Annotated in this window: 13 protein-coding genes; 4 read left to right on the plus strand and 9 right to left on the minus strand. The window is 70.5% G+C overall.

The features are described 5' to 3' along the window. Positions 1-6: 6 nt before the first annotated feature. Positions 7-885: a helix-turn-helix transcriptional regulator gene (locus tag AC156L_RS16680; RefSeq protein WP_330880256.1), complete on the minus strand. Its 879-nt coding sequence runs from the start codon at positions 883-885 to the stop codon at positions 7-9. Between the two features lie 266 nt (positions 886-1151). On the opposite strand from AC156L_RS16680, the gene AC156L_RS16685 reads away from it, so the two are divergent. Further along, positions 1152-1496, plus strand: a complete 345-nt coding sequence (locus AC156L_RS16685; RefSeq protein WP_330880258.1) for an EthD domain-containing protein — start codon at positions 1152-1154, stop codon at positions 1494-1496. Positions 1497-1929: 433 nt separating this feature from the next. Here AC156L_RS16685 and AC156L_RS16690 read toward each other — a convergent pair whose 3' ends face one another. The 5 genes from AC156L_RS16690 to AC156L_RS16710 all read right to left on the minus strand — a co-directional run bounded on the left by AC156L_RS16690 (position 1930) and on the right by AC156L_RS16710 (position 6818). Next, the gene (locus AC156L_RS16690; RefSeq protein WP_414720084.1) at positions 1930-2451 is read right to left on the minus strand and encodes a DUF4262 domain-containing protein; all 522 of its coding nucleotides are present in this window, start codon (positions 2449-2451) and stop codon (positions 1930-1932) included. 58 nt (positions 2452-2509) lie between these two features. Beyond that, positions 2510-3259, minus strand: coding sequence for a YebC/PmpR family DNA-binding transcriptional regulator (locus AC156L_RS16695; protein ID WP_330880261.1), 750 nt, complete (start codon positions 3257-3259; stop codon positions 2510-2512). Positions 3260-3289: 30 nt separating this feature from the next. Next, entirely contained in the window at positions 3290-3913 is a 624-nt protein-coding gene (gene pdxT / locus AC156L_RS16700) for a pyridoxal 5'-phosphate synthase glutaminase subunit PdxT (protein WP_330880263.1), read from the minus strand. Between the two features lie 142 nt (positions 3914-4055). Continuing rightward, positions 4056-5396: an amino acid permease gene (locus tag AC156L_RS16705; protein WP_330880375.1), complete on the minus strand. Its 1341-nt coding sequence runs from the start codon at positions 5394-5396 to the stop codon at positions 4056-4058. Between the two features lie 189 nt (positions 5397-5585). Beyond that, positions 5586-6818 carry a trans-sulfuration enzyme family protein gene (locus AC156L_RS16710; RefSeq protein WP_330880265.1) on the minus strand — a complete coding sequence of 411 codons (1233 nt, stop codon included), beginning with the start codon at positions 6816-6818 and terminating at the stop codon, positions 5586-5588. A 97-nt stretch (positions 6819-6915) separates the two neighbouring features. On the opposite strand from AC156L_RS16710, the gene AC156L_RS16715 reads away from it, so the two are divergent. Next, the gene (locus AC156L_RS16715) at positions 6916-7380 is read left to right on the plus strand and encodes an Lrp/AsnC family transcriptional regulator (RefSeq protein WP_330880268.1); all 465 of its coding nucleotides are present in this window, start codon (positions 6916-6918) and stop codon (positions 7378-7380) included. A gap of 182 nt (positions 7381-7562) precedes the next feature. Continuing rightward, positions 7563-9449, plus strand: coding sequence for an acyl-CoA dehydrogenase family protein (locus tag AC156L_RS16720; protein WP_330880270.1), 1887 nt, complete (start codon positions 7563-7565; stop codon positions 9447-9449). A gap of 210 nt (positions 9450-9659) precedes the next feature. Here the strand turns inward: AC156L_RS16720 and AC156L_RS16725 are convergent, their stop codons facing one another. Beyond that, positions 9660-9968 carry an AzlD domain-containing protein gene (locus AC156L_RS16725; protein WP_330880272.1) on the minus strand — a complete coding sequence of 103 codons (309 nt, stop codon included), beginning with the start codon at positions 9966-9968 and terminating at the stop codon, positions 9660-9662. Then, on the minus strand, positions 9965-10645 hold the full coding sequence (locus AC156L_RS16730) for an AzlC family ABC transporter permease (protein WP_330880274.1): 681 nt from the start codon (positions 10643-10645) through the stop codon (positions 9965-9967). The genes AC156L_RS16725 and AC156L_RS16730 overlap by 4 nt, the downstream gene beginning before the upstream one ends. 56 nt (positions 10646-10701) lie before the next feature. Between AC156L_RS16730 and AC156L_RS16735 the strand changes: the two genes are divergently transcribed. Next, entirely contained in the window at positions 10702-11277 is a 576-nt protein-coding gene (locus tag AC156L_RS16735; RefSeq protein ID WP_330880377.1) for a helix-turn-helix domain-containing protein, read from the plus strand. A 54-nt stretch (positions 11278-11331) separates the two neighbouring features. On the opposite strand, the gene AC156L_RS16740 is transcribed toward AC156L_RS16735, so the two are convergent. Beyond that, the coding region (locus AC156L_RS16740; protein WP_484406995.1) for a beta/alpha barrel domain-containing protein at positions 11332-11988 on the minus strand (657 nt) is incomplete at its 5' end.

Genomic DNA, 11988 nt, shown 5'->3' on the forward strand with positions numbered 1-11988 from the left:
GCGGATTCAGGACAGCGACCGCAGGTGTCGCACCTTCGCAGGCCCGTCGACGTGGCCCGCGGTGATCCGCCTGGTGAGTTCTTCCAGCCGTTCCCCGGTGATGTGGTCGTCGGGCTGGTAGACGACCACCCTGGTCTGCGGGCTCTCCTGGAGCAGCATCGTGATCGGGCGCAGGGCCAGCATGCCGACGTGCAGGGACAGGATGCGCTTGGCCTTCCGGGAGTCGGTGACCACGTCCGCCTGACCCCAGAGACGCGCGAACAGCGGTGAGTCGGCCCGGAGCCGAGCCAGCAGTGGTTTCCAGGCCGGATCGGTCACCGACTCGCCTTGACCCGCGCGGAGTGCGGCCACGATCGCGGCGCACTCCTCCTCGTGGTCCGCGTGCCCGGCGATCCAGTCGGGGTGGGTGAAATTCAGGTACGCGCAGTTGCGGTCCGCCTCGGGTACCGACTCAAGGTCGTCGATCATGAACCGGAACGGCGCGTTGTGGGCCACCGACTCGAACCAGGGTGTCATCACGACCGCCGGGTACGGAGCGAGCTGGTCCAGCAGCCCCTGCACCAGGCCGTCGACCCTCTCGTAGGCGGGTGCCTGTTCGGCGCCGGGATGCCCGCCGAGCAGCAACAGGTGACGTCGCTCGCCCCTCGACAGCCGCAGGGCGTCGGCGATGCCGAGGAGGACCTCCAGGCTCGGCTGGACGTCGCGCCCCTGCTCCAGCCACGTGTACCAGGTGCAACCGACGTTCGCCAGAACCGCCACCTCCTCCCGGCGCAGTCCTCTGACCCGTCGCCTGCCACCGCCGGGCAGGCCCACGTCCTCCGGCGAGAGGCGGTCGCGCCGCGCGCGCGGGTAGGCGCCGAGTTCGCGCGATCGCACGTTCGCCATGGCGATCACCATCTCACGGACCGACCGGTCCAGGCTGGTGGTCCGGCCACCAGCATCGAGCGGCCCTGGGCACTCGCGGGAGAGCCCGACAGGGTTGACCACGTGCGGAGCATCCGACCGGTCCCCGTCGCCGCCCACGGCACGACGTGCACCTCCAGCAGCGGCGACGTGACCGTCCCGAGCCTCGGAGAGCACCCCCGCGGGCCGCCGCGCCCGCGCGCCTCACCGGACAGCGCCGATCCCGAAACCCGCGAAGGACCCGAACCATGATCAAGATCATTGTCGCGCTCAAGCGCGCCGAGCACATGACCCACGACGAATTCGTCGACCACCAGAAGAACAGGCACCGGCCGCTGCTGATGTCGATCCCGGAAGCCGAGCAGTACCTCCGCCGGTTCGTCGTGTCCTACCCGGTACCGGCGCCCCGGTTTCCCGAGCCGGAGTTCGACTCGATCGTCGAGGCGTGGTTCGACGACATGGCCGACCTCGAAGCCCTCTTCCTCAGCGACAACTTCCTGGAGGTCGTCGACCCGGACCACGAGAACTTCATCGACCTCACCTCGGTCCAGCAGGTGGTCTGCGAGGAGGACGTCGTGGTCGATCGGGACTGACGAGGTCCTCGCCCCGTCGAAACCGCTGTCCGTGTTCCCGCTGGTCGCGTCCTCCCCGCACGGAGGTCGTCCGGACCGCCCGGGGGCAGCCCGCGGAGGCGGGGAGGTGGCACCGCGCACCGGTCGTGCGCATTCTCGTGGCCGGTGCTGCCGGAGGAGGCCGTCAGCGGGCGGGTGGGGAGAACGGGTCATGGGGTCGCCCATCGGGAGCTTCCCCATGACCCCTAACTGGAACGGGCGGGGCTCCCGAACCATGTCTGGTGTACGCGGTCCGCCCCCCTCGACGCCTCCCCTGCGCACCGGGGAGCGGACCGCGGTCGTGCGGCTGCCGTCCGCCCCGGACGACCCCCGAACCGCCGCACAGCACCTGTCTAGCCGCTCGGCGTTGTCCGGTGTCGGCGGGCGGAAGCCTGACAACCACTCCGGACAACGGTCAGGGCCCGTTGACCCCCGAGACCCAGCTCGTGGGCAGGCCGCTCTCGGTCAGCAGGAGCTGCCAGTCGCCGAACCCGGCAGGCGCGTCCGGCTGCCACGGCCAGTGGCCCTGCGGGGTGGGGACGATGATCTGCACGGCCGGGAAGTCGCCCTTGCCGTAGAGCAGGAACGCGCTGCCGAAGAACTCCGGGTAGAACCCCTTGAACACCTTCTCGACGGTGATCGGGATGCCGGTGAAGACGTCGTGGTGCAGCCGGCCCGGCACGAACCGCTCACCCGCTCGGGCACGGGAGACGTAGGTGGCGAGCAGGATCGTCGCGGCCTCCGACGGCAGGCCGACGACCACCGCCTCCGCCACGCCGAACCGCCGCCAGGCGCCCACCGTGAACGAGTACGGCGCGCCCTCGGCGTCCTGGGGCACGCTGATCGTGGCGTGCCCGTGCAGGTCGGCTTCCCTGAGCAGCCACTCGCGGAGGCGGATTTCCTCTTCGGGGTACGGCGGAATCGTCACGCCGCCCATTGTCCCGCAACGCGGAGGGGACCCCCACCACCGGTGGAGGCCCCCTCGGGACGGCGTCCTAGTCGATCTCGGCCATGACCTCGTCGGAGACGTCGAAGTTCGCGAAGACGTTCTGCACGTCGTCGCAGTCCTCCAGCGCGTCGATCAGCTTGAAGATCTTGCGGGCGCCCTCGGCGTCCAGCGCGACCGTCACGGACGGGAGGAAGTTCGAGTCCGCGGAGTCGTAGTCGTAGCCCGCGTCCTGGAGCGCCTTGCGCACGTCGACCAGGTCGGTCGCCTCGGACACCACCTCGAAGCTGTCGCCGAGGTCGTTGACCTCCTCCGCGCCCGCGTCGAGGACGGCCATCAGCACGTCGTCCTCGGACAGGTCGTTCTTCGGCAGGATCACGACGCCCTTGCGGCTGAACATGTACGACACCGAGCCGGGGTCGGCCATCGAGCCGCCGTTGCGGGTCATCGCGGTGCGCACCTCGCCCGCCGCGCGGTTGCGGTTGTCGGTGAGGCACTCGATCAGCACGGCGACGCCGTTCGGGCCGTAGCCCTCGTACATGATCGTCTGCCAGTCGGCGCCGCCCGCCTCCTCACCGCCGCCGCGCTTGCGCGCGCGCTCGATGTTGTCGACCGGCACGGAGTTCTTGCGCGCCTTCTGGACCGCGTCGTACAGCGTCGGGTTGCCATCGAGGTCGCTGCCACCGGTCCGCGCGGCCACCTCGATGTTCTTGATCAGCTTCGCGAAGAGCTTGCCCCGCTTGGCATCGATCGCGGCCTTCTTGTGCTTGGTGGTAGCCCACTTGGAGTGGCCGCTCATCTTTCCTCCGTCACATGCGACACAACACGCTCAGCCCGCTGAGCGAACGATTTCCACGAAAAGGCTGTGCACCCGACCGTCACCGGTGAGTTCCGGGTGGAACGCGGTGGCGAGCACGGGACCCTGCCGGACCGCGACGATCCTACCGGCGGCGTCACCCGCCGTCGGGGATTCCGGGACCCTCGCGAGCACGTCGACGCTCCCACCAGCGGATTCGACCCACGGAGCGCGGATGAAGACGGCGTGCACCGGGCCGCCCTCGACGCCCTCGAAGTCCAGGTCCTCCTCGAACGAGTCGACCTGGCGGCCGAACGCGTTGCGCCGGACCACGATGTCGAGCCCGCCGAGCTGGTGCTGGTCGGGGCGGCCGTCGATCGCCTTGTCCGCCAGCAGGATCATGCCCGCGCACGACCCGTAGGCGGGCATCCCGCCCGCGAGGCGCTCGCGCAGCGGCTCCAGCAGCTCGAACGTCGCCAGGAGCCTGCTGATGGTGGTCGACTCGCCACCGGGCAGCACGATCCCGTCCAGCTCGGCGAGTTCTTCCGGACGACGCACCGGGCGGGCGACCACGTCGCACTCGGCGAGCGCGATGAGGTGCTCGCGGACGTCGCCCTGGAGGGCGAGCACACCGACGACGGGCTGGGCTGCGGACACGGCTGCGGTTCCTCGGAGTGGTCGTGGACTGGTCGCACCACCCTAGTACCACCGGTGATCACGGCTGGTGAAGGGCTGTGGAACCACGAACGCGGGGAGGCACCCCGAGCACGTGGCCCGTGGTGCCTCCCCGGACGGGGGGTCAGCGCTCGCCGACCGCGACCGGCTCCGGATCGGCCGCGGAGCGGCGCGAGACGACCTTCCAGCCGACGACGAGCACGACGACGAGGACCGGGATGGACCAGAAGGCCACCCGCTCCGCCGTGCCCGCGAAGGCCATCAGCACGATCACCAGCGCCAGGAAGCCGAGGGTGCCCCAGTTCGTGTACGGGGCTCCCGGCATCCGGTAGGACGGGCGTTCGATCTCGCCGCGCAGCGCGGAGGCCCGCAGCCGCATCTGGCAGACGATGATCGTCGCCCAGGTCGCGACCACGCCCAGCGAGGCGACGGCGATCGCGATGTCGAACGCCTCCTTGGGCACCAGGTAGTTCAGGATCACGCCCGCCAGGTAGACCACCGAGGTGAACAGCACGCCGCCGTAGGGCACGTGGTTCTTGCTCATCCTCCCGGTGAACGCGGGCGCCTCGCCCTTCTGCGCCAGCGACTTGAGGATGCGGCCGGTCGAGTAGAGGCCGGAGTTGCACGAGGAGAGCGCGGCGGTGAGCACGACGGCGTTCATGACGTCACCGACCCACGCGATGCCCAGCTGCGAGAAGACCGTGACGAACGGGCTCTCCAGACCGCTGTAGGCGGTCCACGGCAGCAGCAGCGTGAGGAGCAGCACCGAGCCGACGTAGAAGACCGCGATCCGGTAGACGACGCCGTTGATGGCCTTCGGCATCACCTTGTGCGGTTCCTTGGTCTCACCGGCGGCGATACCGACGAGTTCGACGGCCGAATAGGCGAAGATGACCGCCTGGAGCGTCATCAGCGCGATACCCACACCGGCCGGGAAGAACCCCCCGAATTCGGTGATGTTGTGCACACCGGCCGTGGACCCACCGATTTCGGTGCCCTTGACGACCAGTGCGATACCCGTGAACAGGAACGCGACGATCGCGGTCACCTTGATGACGGAGAACCAGAACTCCAGTTCGCCGAACAATTTGACCGAAAGGAGGTTGACAACGACCAGGAACGCGAGCGCGACCAGCGCGGTGATCCACTGGGGCAGGTCGGGGAACCACCGGTGCATGTAGATGGCGACCGCCGTGATCTCGGCGATGCCCGTCATCGCCCAGTTCAGCCAGTACATCCAGCCGGACGCGAACCCGGCCCACGGGGCGATGAACTCGCGGGCGTACTCGACGAAGCTGCCGGTCGTCGCGCGGTGCAGCACCAGCTCGCCCAGCGCTCTCATCACGAAGAACGCCGCCAGACCGCACAGCGCGTAGGAGAAGACGAGCGCGGGCCCGGCGGCGGCGAGCCTGCCACCGGCACCGAGGAACAGGCCGACGCCGATGGCGCCGCCGATCGCGATCATCTGCACCTGGCGCTTGCTCAGCGCCTTGCTGTACCCGTCGACGTCGGGCAGGTGTTCGTCCTTTTCGGGCGAATTGGTCTGCGAATCCACGAGGCGGTTCCCTTCCCCATAAAACACGTGCGTCGGAACCTCCCGCGCTCCGACCCGGACCAGTGGAGTGACGCCGACCACCCCACTGGTCGCAGGACGTTAGAGGTTGTGCGCACTCAGTGGGAAATCACTTGGGGAAGACTTGATGTAATCGAGATCACAAGGCGCGCTTTTCCCGGAAAGGGCCCGGTCCAGGTCGTCCCAAATGTCTTCCACGTCCTCCAGACCGACACTCACCCGCAATAGGTTCTCCGGCACTCCGCACGCATTCCGGTCGGCGCTGGGCACGAGTCGGTGCGTGAGGGCGGCCGGGTGCTCGATCAGCGTGTCGACCGATCCCAGGCTCACCGCGGGCGTGATCAGGGACAGGCCGCGGACCACCTCGGTCGGGTCCTCGCGGGTGGTGAACGCCAGCACCGCGCCGGGGCCGCGCAACTGCCGCCCGAGCAGGCCCGCCGGGTCCGCGCCGGGCAGGCTCGGGTGCCGCACCACGCCCACGGCGGGGTGCTCGGCGAGCCTGCGGGCCAGTTCGACCGCGCCGCGCTGGGCCGCTTCGACGCGCAGCGGGAGCGTCGCCAGCCCGCGGTGCATCAGGTAGCCGCCGAGCGGGTGCAGCACCGCGCCGGTGACGATCCGGACCTGCCGCAGCGCGGCGGCCCGGTCGGCGGAGCAGGCCACCACGCCGCCGAGCACGTCGCCGTGGCCGCCGAGGTACTTGGTGCCGGAGTGCAGCACGTAGGTCGCGCCGTGCGCGGCGGGGTTCTGGAGCACGGGCGTGGCGAAGGTGTTGTCCACCATGACGGGAACGGCACCGGCCCGCGCCACGACGGCGGCGATGTCGACGAGGTCCAGGTTGGGGTTGGCCGGGGTCTCCAGCACCACCAGCCCGGTCTCCGGCGTGATCGCCTCGGCGACCCGGTCGGCCGTCGCGTAGGTCGTGCGGACGCCGAGCAGGCCGGAGGAGAGCAGGTGGTCGGTGCCGCCGTAGAGCGGTCGCACGGCCACGACGTGGGGCTTCCCGCCCATGACGGCCGCGGCCTGCACGACCGCCGTGACCGCGGCCATGCCGCTGCCGAACGCCACCGCCTGCTCGGTCCCCTCCAGCAGGGCGAGTGCCTTCTCGAACCTCGCCACGGTCGGGTTGTGCAGGCGGGCGTAGACGGGCGAGGACGCCTCGGCGACGCCGTCGGCGAGGGCCTGGAGCGCTTCGCCGCCCCTGGCCTGGTCGGGTACGGGGTAGGTGGTCGACAGGTCGAGGGGCGCCGCGTGGACGCCGAGGGCCGCGAGGTCGTCGCGGCCCCCGTGCACGGCCTTCGTGTGGAAACCCGCCATGGTGACCTCCGTGTTTCGTGCGGTCCGGTGGCACGATCGTGACAACCGGGGCAGGTTTCGCGGTGGACTTCCGCAGGGACTGCGGTGGGTGGAGGAGATGACCGTGATGGATTCGGTGGACGCCGCGATCGTGCACGAGTTGCAGAAGGACGCGCGGCTGCTCAACAAGGACCTGGCGGACCGGGTCAACGTCGCGGCGTCGACGTGCGTGGTCCGCCACCGGGCCCTGCGCGACCGCGGGGTGATCACCGGCTACCACGCCGAGGTGGACCTGAAGGCCGTCGGACGGCCCGTGCAGGCGATCATCGCGGTGCGGATCCGGCCGCACACGCGCGCCATCGTCGGGCCGTTCATGGAGTACGCGCTGGCGCTGGAGGAGACGCTCGCCGTGTCGCACGTGACGGGTCCGGACGACTTCCTGGTGCACGTGGCGGTCGCGGACACCGCGCACCTGCAACGGCTGGTGCTCGACCGGTTCACCGCCCGGCGCGAGGTCACCGAGGTGCACACGAACCTGCTGTTCGAGCACGTCCGCAAGCACACGGTGCCGCCGCTGGGCTGATCGCGGCACGCCGTCGCGGGTCGCGGTGCCGCTCCGGCCGGGGCACGACGGGCGGGTGGCCCCGACCTGGCGGGCACGACAACGGCGTGGCGCGGACCGCCCGGGGGCTCGGCGGGACCGGGAGGTCGTCGCCCCGCCGCCGCGACCCCTGCGGCGGCTCCGCGCCCGTGTTAGGAAAGGCCATGGCGAACGACGTTCTGCGCGACGTGCTCGACGGCCGCTGGGCCGATCTCCGCCGGAGGTCCCGCGAGCTGCTCGGCACGCTGGAACCGCCGCCGGTGCTGGACCTGGAGGCGCAGCGGGCCCTGGTGTTCGAGCAGCTCGGGCTGCTCGCGAAGGGCGGGCACTCGCTGATCGGGTTCCCCGAGGCCCACGGCGGTGACGACGACATCGGCGGGTCGGTGGTCGCGTTCGAGGTGCTGGGGTTCGGCGACCTGTCGCTGATGGTCAAGGCGGGCGTGCAGTGGGGGCTGTTCGGCGGGGCCGTGCAGGCGCTCGGGACGCGGCGGCACCACGACGAGCACCTGCCCGCGATCATGAACCTCGACCTGCCCGGCTGCTTCGCCATGACGGAGACCGGGCACGGGTCGGACGTGCAGCACCTGCGGACCACGGCCACCTACGACGCGGACGCCGAGGAGTTCGTCGTCCACACGCCGGACGTGCAGGCGCGCAAGGACTACATCGGCAACGCCGCTCGGGACGGGCGGATGGCCGTGGTGTTCGCGCAGCTGGCCTCCGGCGGTCAGGAGCACGGCGTGCACGCGCTCCTGGTGCCGTTGCGCGACGAGCACGGGCAGGTCCTACCGGGAGTGTCCATCGAGGACTGCGGCCACAAGGCCGGGTTGAACGGCGTCGACAACGGCCGGATCGCGTTCGACCGGGTGCGGGTGCCGAGGACGGCGCTGCTCGACCGGTACGGGTCCGTGGCGGCGGACGGCACGTACAGCAGCCCGGTCGACGGGGCGGGGCGGCGGTTCTTCACGATGCTGGGAACGCTGGTGCGCGGGCGGATCAGCGTCGCGGGCGGTGCGGGCAGCGCGACGAAGAAGGCGCTGGCGCTGGCGGTCCGCTACGGCGAGGCGCGGCGGCAGTTCACCCGGCCCGACGGCGAGGAGGTGGTGGTGCTGGACTACCTCGCGCACCAGCGGAGGCTGCTGCCCGCGCTGGCCACGACCTACGCGCTGCACTTCGCGCAGGAGGAGCTGGTGTCGGCGCTGCACGACACCACCGACGACCGCGGTCGGCGCGAGCTGGAGTCGCGGGCCGCCGGGCTCAAGGCGGTGTCGACGTGGCACGCCACGGCGACGATCCAGACGTGCCGGGAGGCCTGCGGTGGCGCGGGGTACCTGGCCGAGAACCTGCTCCCCCAGCTCAAGGCGGACACGGACGTGTTCACCACGTTCGAGGGCGACAACACCGTGCTGCTGCAACTGGTCGCGAAAGGACTGTTGACGAGCTACCGCGACCACGTGGGGGACCTGGACGCGCTGGGCACGGTCCGGTTCGTGGCGGACCAGTTCGTCGGGGCGGTCGTCGAGCGCACGGCGGCCCGGTCGATCATCGCCCGGCTGGTCGGCGGCAGCGGTGACGGGCTGCTGGAGCGCGGCTGGCAGGTCCGCCAGTTCGAGTTCCGCGAGACGCACGTGCTGGAGGGGCTCGCGCGGCGGCTGCGGAGGGCGGGTGCGGGCGCGGAGGACCCGTTCGAGACGTTCAACAACGCCCAGGACCACGTGCTGCACGCGGCTCGTGCGCACGTGGACCGGGTGGTGCTGGAGGCGTTCGTCGCCGCTGTGGACCGGTGTCCCGACGCCGGGACGGCCGCGTTGCTGGACCAGGTGTGCGATCTGTACGCGTTGTCGGTGCTGGAGGGGGACCGGGCCTGGTTCCTGGAGCACGGGAGGTTGACCGCGGAGCGGTCGAAGGACTTGTCCAGGGCCGTGAACGAGCTGTGTCGGGGGTTGAGGCCTCGGGCGCGGGAGTTGGTCGACGCCTTCGCGGTGCCCGAGGCCTGGTTGGCTTCGCCCATCGCCGGGGGAACTGGAGGCTCGTCCTCGGGGATCGGGTAGCCGCTGATCCTCGGGGACCGGGTAGCCGCCGGTCCTCCGAGATCGGGTCACCGCCGGTCCCGGCGTGCTGTGGCCGATTTGACTCGGCGCCCCCTCGATTCGACCCTTGATCGGGCTGGAAGGGCAGTCCCAGAAGCCTGCCCGATCAAGGGTCGAATCCGCCGAGCAAAATCGGCCACTGGTTTCGGGAAATCCCCGTCTTGCTCTTTCTCACCTTATTCCCGCGTACCGCAGTGCCGCTGTTACCGCTGCCGCCAGTAGCACCACCAGTACGAAGGGTGCTTTGCGCCAGGCCGCCAGCGCGCCCGCCGCTACGCCCAGCGGTAGGGCGAAGCCCGCGAAGGAGTGGCCCTTGGTCAGGGTTGCCGTTGCCACGAGTGCTACCAGCAGGACTGTTGCCGCCGTTGACATCGTGGTGCGGGCCCTGTCGGAAAGGGTGATGCGGTCCCTCAGCAGCGGGCCCGCCAGGCGGAACGCGTAGGTGCCTGCCGCCAGGGCCAGGATCGCCAGGATCGTCATCGGCTCGCCGGGACCGGGAGTCGCAGTGCCACCAAGCCTGCCAGTGCCAGCAGCACCGGTACGCCTGGCGGTGTGAAGGGTGTCGCGGCCAGGGCTGTCGCCGCGCCCGCCAGGGCCGCTCTGGTGGTGGCCTTGTCCTTCAGCGCCGGTAGCACCAGTGCCAGCAGGGCTGCTGGGAACGCGGCGTCCAGGCCGAAGGTCGCCGGGTCGCCTATCCCCTGGCCCAGCAGGGCGCCCGCCAGCACGCCCGTGTTCCAGGCGATGAAGAGGGTGGTGCCGCACAGCCAGTACGCGGTCCTGGCCCTGGCCGGGTCTCGCTGGGCCAGGGCGAAGGCGACTGTCTCGTCTGCCATCAGGTGGCTGCCCACGAGTCTGGCCGGTAGTCCTGAGCCGATCACGCCGCCTACCGCCATGCCGAACGGGAGGTGCCTGATGTTGAGGATCAGGCCCGCCAGGACGGCCGCCGGGGGTGAGCCGCCCGCCGCGACTATGCCTACCGCCATGAACTGGGCGCCACCCGCGAAGATGACCAGTGACATGAGGACCGGTGTCCACCAAGGGGAACCGGAGGCCACCGTGATCGCTCCGAAGGAGGCTCCCGTCACGGCCGCGCTCGCCGCTATCGCCAGGGCGTCGCGGAGCAGCCCCGGATCTGGTGTTCGCCATGTCGAACGCATAGTCCTATACAATGAACACTTGGCGAGCGTTCGTCAAGGCGAACGACTTGACCGACATGTCGAACGACTGGAGTGCCGTGAACCGGACCGCGCCGCTGGAGGTCATCTCCGCGTCCCTGCGTCGTGAGCGTGAGCGCGTTGGCCTGTCGCTCAGCGAGCTGGCGAAGCGGGCGGGGATCGCGAAGTCGACGTTGTCGATGCTCGAAGCCGGTAGCGGGAACCCGAGCGTGGAGACGCTGTGGGCGCTGGGCGTGGCGCTGGGCGTGCCGTTGAGCAGGCTCGTCGACCCGCCCACCACGCGGGTGCGGGTGATTCGCGCCGGCGAGGGGCCCGCGATCTACTCCGAGCGCGCGCACTACACGGCGACGCTGCTGGCGTCGTGTCCGCCCGGCGCTCGGCGGGACGTGTACCACCTGGCGCTGGAGCCGGGGGCCGCGCGGGAGTCGGATCCGCACATGGCGGGCACGGTCGAGCACCTGGTGGTGAGCAGCGGGCGGATGGTCGCCGGCCCCGCGGACGAGCCGGTGGAGATCGGTGTCGGCGACTACCTCGCCTACCCTGGCGACCAGCCGCACACGTGCCGCGCGCTGGAGCCCGGCACCACCGGGATCATGCTGGTGGAACACGTCTGACGCGGGCGAGGCCCGCACCGGCGGCGGTGCGGGCCTCGCCTGCGGGGCGTCCTTCTACCAGCCGCGCTCCGCCAGGCGGTGCGGCTCGGGGATCTCCTCCACGTTGATGCCGACCATGGCCTCGCCCAGGCCGCGCGAGACCTTGGCGATGACGCTCGGGTCGTCGTGGAACGTGGTGGCCTTGACGATGGCCTCCGCGCGCTGCTCCGGGTTGCCGGACTTGAAGATGCCGGAACCGACGAACACGCCCTCGGCGCCGAGCTGCATCATCATCGCGGCGTCGGCCGGAGTCGCGATGCCACCGGCCGTGAAGAGCACAACCGGAAGTCTGCCGGCCTGCGCCACCTCGCGGACAAGCTCGTAGGGAGCCTGCAAGTCCTTGGCGGCGACGTAGAGCTCGTCTTCCGGCAGCGATGCCAGCCGCTTGATCTCAGCCCAGATCTGCCGCATGTGGGTCGTGGCGTTCGACACGTCGCCGGTACCGGCCTCACCCTTCGAGCGGATCATTGCCGCGCCCTCGGTGATGCGTCGCAGCGCTTCGCCAAGATTCGTCGCCCCACAAACGAACGGGACGGTGAACTGCCACTTGTCGATGTGGTGCACGAGGTCTGCGGGCGTGAGCACCTCGCTCTCGTCGATGTAATCAACGCCGAGTGCCTCGAGCACCTGGGCCTCGGCGAAGTGCCCGATGCGGGCCTTCGCCATCACCGG

This window comes from Umezawaea sp., assembly GCF_057122925.1.